Origin of the sequence: Bacteroides sp. 519 (genome assembly GCF_010500955.1) — a bacterium.
GTDB lineage: Bacteria > Bacteroidota > Bacteroidia > Bacteroidales > Bacteroidaceae > Bacteroides.
Window position 1 is genome coordinate 61,425 of record NZ_QVMJ01000003.1, and the last position, 16,851, is coordinate 78,275.

At 39.2% G+C, this 16,851-nt stretch carries 13 protein-coding genes and 1 pseudogene; 2 read left to right on the forward strand and 12 right to left on the reverse strand.

The features are described from left to right. Positions 1 to 164 precede the first annotated feature (164 nt). The 3 genes from D0T85_RS03335 to D0T85_RS03345 form a co-directional block, all read right to left on the reverse strand. A complete protein-coding gene (locus tag D0T85_RS03335) occupies positions 165 to 1,790 on the reverse strand; it encodes a RagB/SusD family nutrient uptake outer membrane protein (RefSeq protein ID WP_163210240.1) in 1,626 nt (541 codons plus the stop codon). 5 nt (positions 1,791 to 1,795) lie between these two features. Continuing rightward, positions 1,796 to 5,110, reverse strand: coding sequence for a TonB-dependent receptor (locus D0T85_RS03340; RefSeq protein ID WP_239060632.1), 3,315 nt, complete (start codon positions 5,108 to 5,110; stop codon positions 1,796 to 1,798). Positions 5,111 to 5,348: 238 nt separating this feature from the next. Next, a complete protein-coding gene (locus tag D0T85_RS03345; RefSeq protein WP_163210244.1) occupies positions 5,349 to 6,332 on the reverse strand; it encodes a FecR family protein in 984 nt (327 codons plus the stop codon). A 169-nt stretch (positions 6,333 to 6,501) separates the two neighbouring features. On the opposite strand from D0T85_RS03345, the gene D0T85_RS03350 reads away from it, so the two are divergent. Further along, on the forward strand, positions 6,502 to 7,068 hold the full coding sequence (locus D0T85_RS03350) for an RNA polymerase sigma-70 factor (RefSeq protein ID WP_163210246.1): 567 nt from the start codon (positions 6,502 to 6,504) through the stop codon (positions 7,066 to 7,068). A 42-nt stretch (positions 7,069 to 7,110) separates the two neighbouring features. Here the strand turns inward: D0T85_RS03350 and D0T85_RS03355 are convergent, their stop codons facing one another. Both D0T85_RS03355 and D0T85_RS03360 read right to left on the reverse strand, forming a co-directional pair. Continuing rightward, complete coding sequence (locus D0T85_RS03355) at positions 7,111 to 9,381, reverse strand: amino acid permease (RefSeq protein ID WP_163210248.1); 2,271 nt, start codon at positions 9,379 to 9,381, stop codon at positions 7,111 to 7,113. Positions 9,382 to 9,535: 154 nt separating this feature from the next. Next, entirely contained in the window at positions 9,536 to 9,955 is a 420-nt protein-coding gene (locus D0T85_RS03360) for a hypothetical protein (protein WP_163210250.1), read from the reverse strand. 340 nt (positions 9,956 to 10,295) lie between these two features. On the opposite strand from D0T85_RS03360, the pseudogene D0T85_RS03365 reads away from it, so the two are divergent. Further along, positions 10,296 to 10,448: pseudogene (locus D0T85_RS03365) on the forward strand (PD-(D/E)XK nuclease domain-containing protein); the annotation flags it as partial. Between the two features lie 296 nt (positions 10,449 to 10,744). Here D0T85_RS03365 and D0T85_RS03370 read toward each other — a convergent pair. The 7 genes from D0T85_RS03370 to D0T85_RS03400 all read right to left on the reverse strand — a co-directional run bounded on the left by D0T85_RS03370 (position 10,745) and on the right by D0T85_RS03400 (position 16,847). Continuing rightward, a complete protein-coding gene (locus tag D0T85_RS03370; RefSeq protein ID WP_163210252.1) occupies positions 10,745 to 11,416 on the reverse strand; it encodes a hypothetical protein in 672 nt (223 codons plus the stop codon). Positions 11,417 to 11,434: 18 nt separating this feature from the next. Next, the gene (locus D0T85_RS03375) at positions 11,435 to 12,391 is read right to left on the reverse strand and encodes an acetylornithine carbamoyltransferase (RefSeq protein ID WP_163210254.1); all 957 of its coding nucleotides are present in this window, start codon (positions 12,389 to 12,391) and stop codon (positions 11,435 to 11,437) included. 131 nt (positions 12,392 to 12,522) lie between these two features. Further along, positions 12,523 to 13,776 carry a glutamate-5-semialdehyde dehydrogenase gene (locus D0T85_RS03380; protein ID WP_163210256.1) on the reverse strand — a complete coding sequence of 418 codons (1,254 nt, stop codon included), beginning with the start codon at positions 13,774 to 13,776 and terminating at the stop codon, positions 12,523 to 12,525. A gap of 5 nt (positions 13,777 to 13,781) precedes the next feature. Then, positions 13,782 to 14,867, reverse strand: coding sequence for a glutamate 5-kinase (gene proB, locus D0T85_RS03385; RefSeq protein ID WP_163210258.1), 1,086 nt, complete (start codon positions 14,865 to 14,867; stop codon positions 13,782 to 13,784). A 178-nt stretch (positions 14,868 to 15,045) separates the two neighbouring features. Continuing rightward, positions 15,046 to 15,267 carry a DUF2007-related protein gene (locus D0T85_RS03390; RefSeq protein ID WP_163210260.1) on the reverse strand — a complete coding sequence of 74 codons (222 nt, stop codon included), beginning with the start codon at positions 15,265 to 15,267 and terminating at the stop codon, positions 15,046 to 15,048. 94 nt (positions 15,268 to 15,361) lie between these two features. After that, entirely contained in the window at positions 15,362 to 16,201 is an 840-nt protein-coding gene (murI, locus tag D0T85_RS03395) for a glutamate racemase (RefSeq protein ID WP_163210262.1), read from the reverse strand. Positions 16,202 to 16,334: 133 nt separating this feature from the next. Continuing rightward, the gene (locus D0T85_RS03400; protein ID WP_163210264.1) at positions 16,335 to 16,847 is read right to left on the reverse strand and encodes an OmpH family outer membrane protein; all 513 of its coding nucleotides are present in this window, start codon (positions 16,845 to 16,847) and stop codon (positions 16,335 to 16,337) included. Positions 16,848 to 16,851 lie beyond the last annotated feature (4 nt).

The window sequence follows — 16,851 nt, forward strand, 5'->3', positions numbered from 1 at the left end:
CCAATGCGACAATGTGCCAATGTGCTAATGTGGCAATATAAGAATGTGCTAATTTACTAATTTTAATTTTATTACTAATTTTTACATTGCCATATTTTCGTATTGGCACATTGTCGTATTAGTATATTGGCATATTGCCACATTTTCACATTTTCACATTAGATCTATTCCGCCAAATTAGGATTTATATTCTGTTCACTCTGCGGAACAGGCCATCTGTAATCCTTATCCTTGCGAAACTCTCTTTTACCTACATACCATCTACCATATTTATCAACTGTTCCATCGGGTAGTTTGCTAACACGTTCCGAGCCGGGGAATGGTGCACCAAAAATGTTATCGTTCAGTACTTCGTGTGCAATTTCCCAACGCATCAAGTCCCAGTAACGAATACCTTCCATACCTAACTCTACCCGGCGTTCGTTACGCAGAATGGGCCGAAGCTTATCTGCATTTGTTTCAGTAACCGCAGGCATATTTACCGAAGAACGTCCTCTTACCTTATTTATTGTATTGTCGAGCAAAGTAGTGGTTATTGCATCTCCTGCTTCCAACTTGGCCTCCAGATAACTAAGCAATACCTCGGCATAACGGATAATGGGAACATTGGCTCCATAACTGTTCAGGTTGCCGTTGAATCCTTCATCAAAGTATTTTCGCATCATTAAACCTGTTTGGGTAGTTTGACCAGAAGATACTTTATCGGGACTGTTGGCATCCGGATGGCAGGAATATACCTTACCACGGAACGAAGCGCCATCGTAATAAATAGTATAATCCAGGCGTGGGTCGCGATTCTCGCCAAGGTTATCCGGATTATACAAGGGGTTTTCGTAACTAAAAGGGGTACCATCGGTAAATTCATAAGCTTCGAATAAACCACCACCTACATTAATTAAGCACCAGCCACCATCCATTACCGGAAAGGCATGTTGGGGTAAGGCGTTACCTGCCAGGTCTTGCAAATATTGCATCGAGAAGATATTCTCTTTACTGTTTTCGTTAGACGGCAGGAATATGGTACTGTAATTGGGATCAATAATGTTATCGTCGAGTTCTATGATTTCTTCATAAACACTTGCTGCATCGGCAAAACGTTTATCGGCCATAAGCGTTCTGCCCAGAAATGCAAGAGCTGCTTGTTTAGAGGCTCTACCGTTTGATTTAAGGTCTTTGAAACGTGGAAGATCTGTTGTGCTTTCTCTAAGCTCGGTTATAATAAAATTAATAATATCTGCTTTCTTTGCTTTGGTAACAGTGTTGGCCTCATCTTTAGTTAATGTTTTAGTAACCAAAGGAACATCTCCCCAGAACTGAGACAAATAGAAATACTGGGTTGCCCGTAAGAAACGCGCTTCGGCTTTCAGGTGTCTGGCTGTTTCGGGGGCACTGGTAAGCTTATCAATCCCTTCGATAAACCGATTAGCACGGGCTATCTTGGTATACGAATTACTCCAGAGGTTACTGATGTACCCATTATTTGCAAGCAAAGTTCCATCCGTCATTTTATGAAAGTTAGAGTTTTTCCCTCTACGGTCGTAAGCATTATCGGTGGGGAACTCCATAAACAACAAACCGCCGTATGTCCACCAGTCGCTTGGGCTGTATTCGGGTGAGTTAAAGAGCACATTCGATTTGTATATTCCTGTAAGTGCAAGGATGGCATTATCCTCGTCGTTCCAGAAATCGTTTTCGGCAAACTGGTCCATCGGGTTTCTTTCCAAATCGCAGGATGTTATAAACATCAGCGGCAGAAGTAATGTATATATAATGTATCTTATTGCTTTCATCTGACTTAGAAATTAAGGTTTATACCAAAAGTAATTGTTCTCAAAATTGGGTAATAATCGCCACCTGTATTGATTTCGGGGTCCCAACCTTCCGGATAATTGTTGATTGAGAACAGATTTTCGCCCTGAGCGTATATACGTATGTTCTTTACACCTATACGATTTACCAACGTGATTGGTAATTTGTATCCTATTTGCAAGTTCTTTAACCGCAAATAAGAAGCGTTACGTATCCAGTAATCGGATGATACTGTGTTGGGTGAGCCTGTATTGGAAAGAGATTCCAAACGCGGATATTTAGGATAGCGTGTCGGGTTTTCCGGATCGAACGCACCGTCGGCCTGCCAGCGTTGAATGTTACCATTGTTGCTCCATAATGCATATCCGGCATAATTATTCAGCAACCCTTTTACGCCTGATACGCCTTGGAAGAATAAAGAGATATCAAAATCTTTATACTGAGCACCAAGGTTTATACCATAACTGTATTTAGGGATACGCGAGCCCAGATATACACGGTCGTACTTTGCATCAACAACACCATCGGGAACTCCGTCGGGGCCACTTATATCTTTATAACGAAGATCTCCGGCTACCGGCTTCGGGGTTATGGACGATTGATTGTGCCATGCTGCAATATCGGCTTCGTTAAGAAATACACCATCGCTAACATAACCGTAATACATTTGCATTGGATAACCAATAAACAAGTCGCTTCCATTACCTACCATACCATTGGGCTGTTCAACGTTCCCTACACCAAGTGTTAAGAGTTCGTTTTTAAGGTAAGTAACGTTTGCGTTAATGTTGTAATTAACTTTACCAATGCGGTGGCGATGACCCAGTTCAAACTCCCAACCGGAGTTTTTAAGTTTACCAGTATTCGTTACAGATACTTTTTGCCCCAATACGTTCGATACACTACCCGAAGGGCTGTACAGAATGTCGGTTGTTTTTCTGTAAAAATAAGAAGCATTTAAGCTTAGTAAACCTCTCCATAAAATCATTTCGAAACCGGTATCAATGGTTTCTGTTTCTTCCCATTTAATCCGTGGGTCGGTTGCGGTAGTTACTGCTGCTCCTTGCTGGTAGGTATCGCCAAATGGATAGTTCTGGCCCAGTGAATATACTGTTTGATATGGATAGTTACCAATATTCTGATTACCCAATCTACCCCACGAAGCTTTAAGTTTCAGGTTAGACAACCATTCCATGTTCTCGTTTTCACGGATAAAGGCTTCTTCGGATATTTTCCATCCCAATGCAAATGATGGGAAGAAAGCAAATTTATTATCCTTCGGGAAACGTGACGAACCATCGTAACGAACAGTTGATTCGAACAGATAACGTTCGGCATAGTTATATTGCAACCGGCCGAAATAAGATTGTATAGCCCATTGGTTTCCTGTTCCTTCGTTCTTCTGATTATCGGGCGATCCGGCATTGAGTTCATGTAAGGTATTTCCAGGGAAGTTGTCGCGTGTACCTTTCAAAGAACTATAATCTTGTTCTTCCCATGAGTATCCTACCAAAACTCCCAGATTATGTACATTGGCAAATGTTTTGGAATAATCGGCTGTAGCCTGAAATGTTTTATAAACGGTTTTAGTCATGGTGTTTTGCATCCACGATGGTCCCAATGTACGTCCACCTTCCAGGTTATGTGTAGATTTAAAGCCTCTTTCTTCGCCGTTGGTGTATTTAAACGCACCAATACCCGAAATGGTAAGATCTTTTATAGGATTATAATCCAGACGCACATTTGCATTCACAGAGAATACTGGTTTTTCAAAGAACGAAGGGCTCATAACCCATGATACGGGTGTACCATGTTGCTCCGGTCCTACTCCAAAGCTGCCATCGGATACTACAGTAGGTTTTAATCCCGGAAAGCGAACTGCTTTTTGTATAATTCCGGTCATTCCACTGGCATCGTCTCCACCAATAATATTGGGTTCTTTGCGCATGCCATACGTCCCCGACAAGCGGGTGGTTAGCTTAAGGCCTGTTGCCAGTTCGTTTATAATATTTGCACGACCATCGTAACGGGTGTAATTGTTCTTATCTACAATACCATCCTGCGACATGTATCCAAAGGATAACATATACCTGTTCTTCTGGCTTCCACCATTGATTGAAACATTGTGGCTTGTTTGAAATCCGCGGTTACCGAGTATCTTTTTCAGATACTTTTCATTTGCATAATTATCAGGATCGCTTCCGTCCTGAAGTTTTCTGATTACCTCGGCCGAATATTCTTCACGGCCCACAGCCTTATTATAAAGGTCGGCCCACTCCCACGAGTTAACAAACTCCGGTAGTTCGGTAGCTTCGTTAAAACCTACATACCCATTGTATGTTACTGAGATCTTTCCTTCCGCACCGGTTTTGGTTGTAACCAGAATAACCCCGTTAGCTGCCCGCGAACCATAAATAGCTGCCGATGAGGCATCTTTAAGTACAGAAATACTCTCTACATCGTCGGAATTGATGGTATTTAAATCGCCTGGGATACCATCAATCAACACCAATGCATCGGATTTGCTATCAGTATCACTGCTTCCTATAGAGCCAACACCACGTACCCGGATAGTTCCACTGCCATCACCAGGTTTTCCCGAACGTTGTATTACACTAACACCCGGCATTAATCCGGCCAGTGCATTCGATAATTGCGGTGTAGAACGGTTGGATAATTCTTTTGTACCCACCTGCGAGATAGAACCGATAACATTTACTTTCTTTTGGATACCATACCCCACAACAACTACTTCGCCAAGGGCTTGTGCATCTTCTTCCAGCTTAATCTGGTAGCTACGGCTGGAGGTAACTTTTACTTCCTGTGTTGTATAGCCGATAAAGGTTACTACAAGTACACTTCCTGGTGCAGCTTTTAGTATAAACTCTCCATCGAGATTGGTAATTGTACCGTTATTGGTTCCTTTTTCAAGTACATTGGCACCGATAATAGGTTCACCAAACGCATCTACAATTTTTCCTTTTATAAATCCGTCATCCTGATCGCGCGAAGGCAGTACTACGATTTTGTTGTTTTCGATACGATAATCGTTTTTACGCAATACTTGTTTAAGAACTTCTTTTATATCTTTCCGGTTGACGTTTAGTGATACGGTTTGCGAAAGATCAATGTCGGAATGATTAAAAAAGAATACGAATTGTGTTTCGGATTCAATAGCTTTAATTGCCTCTTCCAGAGTAACGTTAGTAAGATTAAATGTAATCTTTGTGTCTTGTGCATAGCTTTGAGCTGCGGTTAACTGTAGTATGGAAACGACAGTAAACAGGACTATCAGTTTCATTTTTTTGAACGAATTAATGTTAAGAAAGGACATAGTTACTCCCTTCATGGACTTTTTTTTCATACATTTGCATCGATTTGTTAAACATTGGCTCCCAATGCTTCAACTTCTGAGAGCCGTTTTAATTTGGAAATCATTATCAGGCGAATGTTGGTAGCATTTGCCTGATTCTTAAGTGCTTTTCATTTCTTTGTTTTTACTTCATAGGCTTCGTAGATTTTTAGTTGTCAATAATATGTTATTTAGGACGTATTGTTGCTGTTTTATTATCTATCTGGTATCGTATGGGAGCTATTAGCCCAAGCAGTTTGAATATTTCTTCTTTGTCCTCGTGCCGTATGGTTAATGAAAGCCGCTGATTTAAATCAACCTTTTTGTCGACAACAATTTTGATGTTATACCAACGTTCCATTTTAAATAATATGGTTTGAAGCTTTTCTTTGTTAAATACCAATTTATCATTAATCCAAACAATATAATCTTTGGCATCAACTTCGGTTAGTTTATAATCTTTAGATACACTGTCCCAAAGTAATTTCTGATTGGGTTTCATCATTATCCGTTCATTGGTTCTGGGAATAAATGCTTCTACTTTGCCCGATACCAAAACTGTTTCTGTGGTAGATTGGTTATCGTAATCTTTCATATTAAACTGTGTACCTAATACTTTTATGTGTATGTTATCAGTTTCAACAATAAAAGGGGCATCTTTATTCTCGGTTACTTCAAAATATGCTTCTCCGTTAACCTTAACATTTCGCGAGGTTGCGGCAAATACATCCGGATAAGTTAGTTTACTATTACCATGCAGCCACACTTTCGACCCATCGGGTAATACAACCGATCCTTTGCTGTCGGCTCCCATTAAAAAGTTGTTTTTTACAATCACTTCAACAGGAATGTCTTGTTTGGCAGATTTGTTTCCAATCATGTATCCGATACCTGTGGTTACAATAAGTAATACAACAGCAGCAGCAATTCTGCCTAATTGAATGCTGAGGGTTCTGTTTTTCCGTGTCTCGACATTGTGAATAAACTGATTGAATGCTTTTTCTTTATATTCGGAACTAAAACGACTACCAATGCCTGATGCAAGCCATGCATCGCGCATTGCGGAGAATTCTTTTTTATTCTCTTCATCTTGTTGCAGCCATTCCAATAGCTGTTTCTTTTCTGCTTCATTGGCTTCGCCTTGCAGATATTTTGTGATTAATTCGTTCATTTCTTTAGTATTTGAGTTGCCTCCTTATTATATCACAGTTGAAAACCAATTATCCCTACCTTGGGGTTATGTTTTTTTTGACCTACTTTCAACCATTTTGATTTAGGAGGAAAATTATTACCTTTGTATTTAAACCCGGCTAACCAGAGAAGATATAGACAAATATACTATGAGTATAACCAAACAAAAAGTAATGTATAATGCATTCGAGAATCTTTTCTTGGAATATTTTGAGCCATTGGTTACTTATGCTTATCGTTATCTGAATGACTGGCAAATAGCAGAAGACATTGTACAGGATACTTTCCTTTCATTATGGACCAATAAAGAACAGGTAGATTTCAGTATATCGGTGAAACCTTATCTTTACCGTGCAGTTTACAATAAATCCATCAATCATATACAGCAGGCCTATAACCAACGGCGGGTTAGTTCGGAAGATACCGATTCACTGATTAACCGGATAATAATGGAGTTTAACCAGTATGATACTTTGCTGGCTAAAGAGGTTGATATGAAAATTGATCGTTTTGTAGAAACACTACCACCTCAATGCAAAAACGTATTTATATTGAGCAGGAAAAAGCATCTTAAGAATAAAGAAATAGCAGAAACGCTGGGGATCAGTGAAAAGGCCGTAGAAAAGCATATCTCTAAAGCACTTCTTGAAATACGTCAGCATTTGCGTAAATTGGATCTTCTTATACTATTGATGGCTTATTTTCTGCACAAATAATATCACAACACAACTCTTAAATCCCCATAGGGGATTCATATACTAATTGATATCTTTTTCTTTACCCGAATTAACAAACAATATATCGCCAATACCATCGAAGGCAGTAAAGAAATCAATGCCATCATGTTTAATATGATGTTCATTAAACCCAATGATAGTAAGTCCGGCATTAGGCGACCATTTACATATTGTTTGACTGATGGTTTCGCCTTCGGGAATAATAATGATTTCAATATTGGCCAATGTAATAGGCAGGCGTCCGTCGGCAATTTTCCGGGCTAAATCTTCTTTAAGTGTACCTAGCTCGGTTTTAACACTGGGAATAAATATTTTAATCTGTCCTTTTTTCCAATCGGGGTGTGCCATAATTATGTATCCTAAAAGAATCATGAAATTTGTATTCTTTTCGTCTCCCTCGCGTATCCACACATGCAGTCCGTTGTTGGGATGTATAAAATGTTCCGATCCGGAAAAAATGCAAATATCAAAATCACCGGCACGTACCAGGTTTACATTTTCCAGAATACGGTTCAGCTCGTTGGATGACCGTTTATCGTATTCAAACATCACCATATTATTTTCCATTCCCGAAATAGAGGGCGACTGAATAACCTGTGCAATGGCCGAAGTATAAGACGGAGAAATCATTGTATCAATATATAAGCTCCCTTTGGCTTCTTTTTGAGTTGTGATGAGTTTTTCCAAATCTTTTTGGGCTTCAATATGCGTTTGCTTACTGTAATATCCCTCAATTAAATGGAAATAAGTACCAAACCCATGCTGATAGCTAATCCATCTCATCATTTGTAATACCTTATCTCTTTTAAAAGAATTAGTAGAAATACAGATAGCTGCCGGGCGCCATTCCTCATCTCCCATCCCTGCCTGATGTTTCTGCATGTAAATCTGCAAATGACGATTCAACTGGAAAAGCGCTCCCTTGAATATATTAACAATTCCTTTCTGGTCTTTGTTGGTATGTTCAACAAATAAATAAATCAAAATAATTACAATATAAGCCAGAATGGTGTATAGCGGGTTAATCATAAACATTACCCATACCGAAAGTAAAAAGCCGGCAAGCGAAATAAACCATTTACTTTTAAAACGTGGACGGTACGAAGGTGGAGATCCAAAATGATTGAGAAACGAGCTCAAACACAATGTGCCATATGTTATAAGAAAAAACATGGTTATAATTTCGGCTACTGTATTTACATCTCCCAGGATAATAAATATCAGTGCTATAATAAATGAAAGCAGCGAAGCATTGATAGGCTCGCGTGTAGGACCTTTTCCTCTGGCAAAAAACTGGTTGATTCGTTTAAACGGAAAAGTACCGTCGGCAGCAATGGCTTGCAAAGTACGTGGAGCAACCATCATGGCCCCTATGGCAGACGAAGATGTGCAGGCAGCCAATCCGATGGGAATAACCACTACACCAAACAAAGCAATTCGCGACATGATAAGCTGATCGGCTATTAGTTCTTCGGCCGAAGCAGAGGTACATAGTTTCCATACAACTATAACATATACTACCAACCCGGTTATGGTAGCCATCATGGTACCCATGGGAATAGCTTTACTGGGGTTTTTCAGATCTCCACTTAAACCTACACCTGCCGTCATTCCTGTAAATGCAGGAAAACAGATGGCAAATATGATAAAGAAATCTTTCATATTGTGTATCCCGAAGTTCGACTTGAATCCGCTTAATGCAGCATCTGTTTCGGCAACTACAGCAGTAGCATCAATGGTAGGAGTAATTGGTTTTCCCAGAAAAAAGAAAAGTAAGGCTATAAAAAGTAGTGCGTTTACAATATACAAAAGCTTAACTCCCGATCCGGTTCCCTTTTTTAGAATAATGTAAGCCAGAACAAGGAAAGTGGGTACACTTATTGCCTGCCGGGGTAGTTCAAATCCAAAACGTTCAATTAACCATGCAAAAAGTGGTTGAAAGGATTCGGCAAAGGCAATGGTATAAAAAGCAATACTAATGGTTTGTGACAGGAAAAGGGTAATACCAATGGTAGAACCCAATTTCAATCCAAAGGAGCGAGATATAATAAAGTACTCTCCACCCCCTTCAACCCGTGTGTTTGTTGCAAGTTCGGAGATTGCCAGTGCAGTAGGAATGGTTATCAGGTGGCCAAGTAATATAATTATTATCGTTCCCCAAAAACCAAGTGTTCCACTGGCATATCCCAGGCGGAGGAATAATATAGCCCCAAGAATGGATGATATTGCAGTGAAGTATACAGCAGCTGTTCCAAAGCCGCTTTTGTTATTTGTTGCCTTATTATCTTTCATGAGGCTAATGTAAGCATTATTTTTTATTTAAAAAAGGAGATATATTTTGAAACGCAGATTTACGCGGATTTACGCAGATTAATCTTTCATACATAATCTGTGTAAATCCGCGTTAATCTGCGTTTTAGTTTATAACTTCTTTAATTCCAGAAGTTTATTGCTTGTAGTACATTCCTTTTTGGATCATTTCCTTAACTATGGTGGTAATGTAGTTAACAGCTATACCCGGATAGTCGGTTCCAGTCTTTTTGTTGGTTAGTTTACCTGTTCTATCAATATAAGATCCATTTTGATAATACAGGTTATCTTCCCTGATTAGCTTGATATATTGACCCACATATTGACGAACTTGTTTTTTAGTTCTTCCCTCGAATTTAGCTTCATTCAACCAATCATCAAGGTTGTATTCCAGAGTCTTCAAAAGAGCATCCTTGTATAAAGGATAATCTCCCCAATTAAAGGTGTTGTTTTCCTTCTGAATTTTTTCTTGTCTTGTAACATTTGTTGCATTTACCTCAATATTAATTGCAACATAGCATAAAATGAATGCTGAAAGTAAAATAATTCTCTTCATAACGTTTTGGTTAAAAAAATGGTGACTTAAATAGATACAACTCAATTAATGTTCATTAATTATTAAAAATTTCTCTCTCGTTTTATTCACAGAACAAGATATGAGTATTATGGCACCAGTATATTTAGATGTCCTAATCATAGTATATTACTGCTGTTGTTGACATTATATTGACATTATATTGAGGAATTGTATATGCCAATTTAAAACAGCCAGCAGTCTTTTATGTACTTTTTTATGATATTTATCACTGTATTTTTGACAAAGATAGGAAAACTATTCATAAAGTAAAGTATATCAGGCTGTTTTTTGCTCTAAAGTAGCCATGGTGCTGATGCTGTTTAAATTAAACGGATCGGCTACCGAAGCACTAGCACAGATTGACGAAAAAGGATACCTCATTCCTTATACTGCCGATGGACGTGAATTAGTTAAGGTGGGGGTTAATTTTGATCATGAACAACGTAATCTGGGAGAGTGGAAAACAAACTAATTATTTCTTAATGAGGTTAAAAATCTTTTCAACAAGCGGCTGCCTGTTTAATTATTTCACAACATCCAAAAGCAACTAATTTGAAAAATTTTTCCACCCCACCCCTTCCATACGTTCCACAGAGGCGCTTTTATTGCTCATTTTCAAAATGCCGCATTTTGTAGTTACGAAATGCTGCATTTCATTCAATCAAAATGCTGCATTTTGAAAGTGTGAAATGCTGCATTTTGAAACAACGTTTTGCAGCATAAAAAACAGTAATGATTTGCGAATGGATAAAAACAGACATAGGCAAATTATGGTTCAACCACAACTATTCCTTTTTCTTTCCAATATACTTTGTTTATATAGTTAACTTCGATTTCATCACCTTCGATTCCATCAACTTCAATTTGATAATAACTTTTTGTTTGCTTTGTTATATCAAAAAGACAAACGAAACCATCCCCACAATTATGACCTACAACTATAAATATGTCATCCGACTTCCAGAACACATCTTCTGCGCGTTCTGAACTGCCTAACCACAAAACCATCTTTTTGATTTTTTTCTCACAATCTACAAGAGATACTTCTTGGCAATCGTCCCAGCCTAAAAACACAAATTCCTCGTCTTCGTTTACGTCATAACCTCCAAACAGTCCTAAATCTACGTACCGTTGCTTGTTAGGCGAATAATCCACATCGATCCATCGGTCGGCATCTCCATCATCGAAATCGCGGGGATATATATCTTTTGGATCCAGTGGACAATCCAAGCATATTGTATCAACACTTATGAGTTTTGCTTGTGTAAAATCAATGTTATTAAAGTCTGTCCATTTTTTAATAACAGGTGCAATTTTTGCAATTTCTTCTGCTGAAACAATAGGACAAGAATAGGTTGTTTGCTGATTTGTGGAATTGGGTTTCGGTTTGCAACCACTCACAAACAATGCAAAAAGGCTTAAGATGATTAGTGTCTTCATTTTATTAATTACAAATTCTTACTTCAACCCTTCCAGCATTCTTTTCAGAACCACCGTTGCCGATATTTCGCGATTTGCTGCTTCGGGAATAACAATAGATTGCGGACCTTCAATAACATCATCAGTAACAATCATATTACGACGTACTGGAAGGCAATGCATGAAATAAGCATTGTTAGTAACTGCCATCTGACGATCACTTACTGTCCACGAGCGATCCCGACTTAATATCTGACCATAATTATCACCTGTATATGCCGACCAGTTTTTGGCATAGATAAAGTCTGCTCCTTCGAAGGCTTTCATCTGATCGTATTCTACCCTGGCATTGCCAACAAACGAAGGATCAAGTTCGTAACCTTCGGGATGTGTTATTACAAAATCATAATCGGTGGCATTCATCCACTCGGCAAACGAGTTGGGAACAGCCTGTGGCAATGGTTTAGGATGAGGGGCCCAAGTTAAAACAACTTTAGGACGAGCGGTTTTCTTGTATTCCTCGATGGTTATTAAATCGGCAAAGCTTTGTAACGGATGACGGGTTGCTGCCTCCATAGAGAATACCGGACGACCAGATAATTCAATGAACTGATTGATAACTGTTTCGTTATAATCATATTCGCGACTCTCGAAGCGGGCAAAAGAACGAACACCAATGATATCGCAATAGGATCCCATTACAGGAATGGCTTCCAGAATGTGCTCGGGTTTATCACCATCCATAATAACACCACGCTCTGTTTCAAGACTCCATGCTCCCTGGTTGATATCAAGAACAATTACGTTCATGCCAAGGTTGGTAGCTGCTTTTTGAGTACTTAAACGGGTACGAAGACTTGAGTTGAAGAATATCATCATAAGAGTTTTATTTCTTCCCAACTCAACATATTTAAAACGATCCTTTTTAATCTCAAATGATTCGGCAAGGGCTTTCTTTAAATCGCCCAAGTCTTTTACACAAGTAAATTTCTTCATAATTTTTGAGTTTTGAGTTATGAGTAGTGAGTAGTGAGTAGTGAGTTATGAGTTTTGAGTAATGAGTTATGAGTAGTGAGTTACCATGCGGAATCTTAACTCAAAACTCATTACTCAAAACTCATTACTCACTACTCATTTCTTGTTTGTCCATTACCTTCAATGATCCATTTATAAGATGTTATTTCTTCTAAGGCCATGGGGCCGCGGGCATGAAGTTTTTGAGTACTGATTCCTATTTCTGCCCCCAAGCCAAATTGTGCACCATCTGTAAAGGCAGTAGATACATTGGTATATACACAGGCAGCATCTACCATGCAGGTAAACAATGCTGCGTTCTCTTTGTTTTCTGTCACAATACATTCACTGTGCTTGGAACTGTATTCTTCAATATGTCCTAATGCGTGCTGAATATCAGGAACGGTCTTTACAGACATAGTATAGGATAAGAACTCTGTTCCAAAGCTATCGGGAGTTGCAGGTTTTAGAAGTTCGGCCGGATAATTTCCATTCAATGCTGTATATGATTGTGTATCGGCATAAATCACCACATTGCTATCAATGAGTTTACTGCAAAGTGCAGGCAAATCATTCAAACGAGATTCATGAATAATTGCACAATCTAATGCATTACAAACACTTACACGGCGTGTCTTGGCATTATTAATAATGGCGGCTCCTTTGGTAACGTCTCCAAATTCATCGAAATAGGTATGGCATATTCCGGCTCCGGTTTCGATAACAGGAATGGCTGCGTTTTGTCTGACGAAATTAATAAGGTTACTGCTACCACGTGGAATAATTAAATCTACATAGCCTGTAGCATTCAATAAGGCATGGGTTGCTTCGCGGTCGGAAGGTAACAGAACAGCTAAATTGGGGTCTAAACCAAATTCCTCGAGTACCGAATGGATAACGGTGATTATTGCCGTATTCGATTCATGCGCATCTGTTCCTCCTTTCAATATACAAGCACTACCGCTTTTGAAGCATAACGAAAACACATCAAAAGTTACGTTTGGCCGAGCTTCATATATAATTCCGATAACCCCGAAAGGCACACTTATCTTCTTTAACTTCATACCATTGGGACGTACTGTTTCTTTTAATACTTTCCCTGATGGAGAAGGAAGAGTTGCCACATTGCGTATGTCATCGGCAATACCTTTCAGGCGATCGTCGGTAAGCATTAAACGGTCGTATTTCGGATCGTTTTTGTCCATTCTATCCAAATCTGCCCGATTGGCTTTCAGTATAGCCGGAGTTTCTGCCAATAATCTATCGGCAAGCGTTACTAAAATAGAATTAATCTGGTTGTCGGGCAGTGTTAAGAGCTGGCGACTAGCCTGGCGAACTGATTTAAAGATCTGAGTTAATTGGTTCATATTCGTTATTCTAAACAGAGGTAATCGTAATGTACTATGGGCTTTTTGCCATGCTTCCCTATCAAAGAAATTGCCTGAGCAGATGTGTAACCACTACGCCCTACCCCAAGTTTGTTACCTTTGTAGTCTATTATCCGCACAATATCGTCTTTCTCAAACTCGCCTTCAATGCGTGTAACTCCTACCGGTAGTATGCTTACCGCTTTATCCGAATGCAAAACTACTTCGGTTGCTTGTTCATTGATGTGTATTTCGCCCTTTGCAAAACCTTCGCTGTGCGAAATCCATTTCTTTACACTGGAAGTTGGTTCACTTGCAGGAATAAAACGAGTGCATATTGTATGTTGAGGATTATGCAACAAGTCAACAAGTATATTGTCTTTTTTGCCATTGGCAATCATTACTGCTATCCCTTCGTCGGCCACTTTGCGGGCTATGTTGGTTTTGGTTTGCATGCCTCCTCTTCCAAAACTGGAACGCACGCCTTGAATGTAAACAGAGATATCCTCTCCTTTCTTTATTTCGGGAATTACTTTAGATTCCGGATCGGAAGGCGGCCCATCATATATGCCATCAATATTGCTGAGGATTATTAATGCTTGAACATCCATCATGGCTGCTATAAGGCCTGAGAGTTCATCGTTATCGGTAAACATCAATTCGGTTACCGATATGGTATCGTTTTCGTTTACAATAGGAATAACTCCGTTTTCTAACATTACACTCATACAGTTGCGTTGATTGAGGTAATGCCTGCGCGATCCGAAATTCTCTTTGGTGGTTAGTACCTGCCCAACAGTAATACCGTGCTCGCGAAAAAGTTCATAATATCTGTTTATCAGTTTGGCTTGTCCTACAGCCGAGAAGAGTTGTCGCTGGTCTACACTATCAAGCTTTTTGGGAGTTTTTATTTCACTACGCCCGGAAGCCACTGCTCCCGATGATATCAGGATAATTTCTACGCCTGTTTTCCAAAGCTCTGCTACCTGATCGGTTATAGCCGACATTCTGGTAACATCAAGCGTGCCATCCTTACGAGTTAATACATTACTCCCTATTTTTACTGCAATTCGTGTAAACTGTTGCGCCATTTTGGTTACTATTTGAAAGCGCAAATATAAGAATAATTACTAATATGCCAATGTGAATAATGTGCCAATGTGCCAATATGCCAATGTGCTAATTGGCTGCGCACTAATTACTAATTATTTGCATTAACCATATTGGCACATTAACTACATTGGCACATTAGTCATATTGGCACATTATTCAATCCTTGCTTCTACTTCTAACAACTTCCATTGCCGTTTCGTAGTTTTCTTCATTAACTTGCACAACAACTTCATCGTTGTATGGAGCCATTGTTGCCATTAAACCATCTTTTAGTGAGGATGGTATTCCATTACTCTCAAGCAAACCCTTTATCAATTCCGCTTCCCATGGCGAACCGGCAAAGACATCTATTAATAATTCTTCATTTCTATTCTTCATAATAAACAGTATTATGGGTTTATTACAAATATAACAAAAAATCCGGTTAATGGTTTTATGTTTTGGGTTTTAATAACTTGGGGCTGTAACTAAATCAGGTTAAATCTATCCGCTGTACTGTTACTGGATAATTCAAGAAAATAGATGCCGATTCACTGAATTTATCTTCGGCCTCTGTTGTATAGAACTGAGCTTTGCCATTCTTGGTGCATTTCTCGTCCATTTCCGGATGTCGGTAGAGGTAATCTTTCAGGCTGGAAGCTACATATTCGCCTTGTGAGACAATGGTTACTCCATCAGGTACAAAACGTTTTATTTTATTGAGTAATAACGGATAATGGGTGCAACCTAATATAATTGAATCAATCATCGGGTCCTTAGCCATCAGATTATCCAGGTTCTTCCGAACAAAATAATCGGCGCCTAAGCCATCGGCTTCATTGTTCTCGACTAATGGAACCCACATCGGACATGCTTCGCCGCTAACCTGAATATCAGGAAAGAGTTTATGTATTTCCATTGGGTACGAATCAGACTTTATTGTTCCGCTGGTAGCCATAATGCCTACATGCCGGGTTTTTGTTAAGTACCCAATTTGTTCAACAGTGGGCCGAATAACACCCAGCACACGTCTGTTTGGATCTAATAGGGGAAGATCATTCATCTGGATGGTTCGAAGTGCCTTTGCCGAAGCAGTATTACAGGCCAGAATTACCAAATGACATCCCAACTCAAACAGTTTATTTACTGCTTGCAGGGTAAACTCATAAACTATATCGAAAGAGCGGGTACCATACGGATTACGGGCATTGTCGCCCAGATAGATGTAATCATACTGGGGTAATAGTTCACGTATCTTATCAAAAATTGTAAGTCCGCCATATCCTGAATCGAATATGCCTATGGGTGCCGGGGCTTGAGATAGCTTTTTCATAAGGAGGAGGAGGTAGAGTGAGGTAGAGGAGGTAGAGGAGGTAGAGTAATAAAAAGTGAGATAAAAGAGACAAACGCCACATGGCACTTTACCTCCTTTACCTCACTTTACATTCTATACCTAACTTCTAAAATCAGATACCCAATTTGCTTTTTACTTTAGCAGTAAGATCGGTACTTTGATTTTCGTTGATATAAGGGATATAAGTTCTTGAAAGGTCAAAGATATAAGTCATGCCTTCTGCAGCACCAACATCTTTAATTGCTTTATCCAGTTTCTGAAGAATAGGAGCAGTTAATTCATCCGATGTTTTTCTCATTTGAGTATATGCATCTTGTTCGAATTGTTCTCTTCTCTCCATCATTTCCTGAATTTCACGTTGTCTTCTCTCCTGAATATTTGCAGGAAGGTTTCCTTCGTTCTGTGCTGCTTGAAATTCAGAGAACTTTTTATTTAATTCATCTGTAATTGTCTGCAATTCTTCAGTGTACTTTTTTTGCAAAGCTTCCAAGTCGGCCATAGCTTTTGTGTATTCAGGCATTAACACCATTATTTCCTGAGAAGCAATGTGTCCAAATTTAAAGGTTTGTGCAGCCAATCCCATTGGAAGAATGAGCATTAGTGCAATCGCAATCTTCTTTAACATAATT

Coding starts and splice junctions, on each gene's coding strand:
- proB (WP_163210258.1), bottom strand. CDS start 14,867: ATGGCGCAACAGTTTACACGAATTGCAGTAAAAATAGGGAGTAATGTA.
- D0T85_RS03380 (WP_163210256.1), bottom strand. CDS start 13,776: ATGAACCAATTAACTCAGATCTTTAAATCAGTTCGCCAGGCTAGTCGC.
- D0T85_RS03350 (WP_163210246.1), top strand. CDS start 6,502: ATGAGTATAACCAAACAAAAAGTAATGTATAATGCATTCGAGAATCTT.
- D0T85_RS03355 (WP_163210248.1), bottom strand. CDS start 9,381: ATGAAAGATAATAAGGCAACAAATAACAAAAGCGGCTTTGGAACAGCT.
- murI (WP_163210262.1), bottom strand. CDS start 16,201: ATGAAAAAGCTATCTCAAGCCCCGGCACCCATAGGCATATTCGATTCA.
- D0T85_RS03345 (WP_163210244.1), bottom strand. CDS start 6,332: ATGAACGAATTAATCACAAAATATCTGCAAGGCGAAGCCAATGAAGCA.
- D0T85_RS03335 (WP_163210240.1), bottom strand. CDS start 1,790: ATGAAAGCAATAAGATACATTATATATACATTACTTCTGCCGCTGATG.
- D0T85_RS03340 (WP_239060632.1), bottom strand. CDS start 5,110: ATGAAACTGATAGTCCTGTTTACTGTCGTTTCCATACTACAGTTAACC.
- D0T85_RS03375 (WP_163210254.1), bottom strand. CDS start 12,391: ATGAAGAAATTTACTTGTGTAAAAGACTTGGGCGATTTAAAGAAAGCC.
- D0T85_RS03400 (WP_163210264.1), bottom strand. CDS start 16,847: ATGTTAAAGAAGATTGCGATTGCACTAATGCTCATTCTTCCAATGGGA.
- D0T85_RS03390 (WP_163210260.1), bottom strand. CDS start 15,267: ATGAAGAATAGAAATGAAGAATTATTAATAGATGTCTTTGCCGGTTCG.
- D0T85_RS03360 (WP_163210250.1), bottom strand. CDS start 9,955: ATGAAGAGAATTATTTTACTTTCAGCATTCATTTTATGCTATGTTGCA.
- D0T85_RS03370 (WP_163210252.1), bottom strand. CDS start 11,416: ATGAAGACACTAATCATCTTAAGCCTTTTTGCATTGTTTGTGAGTGGT.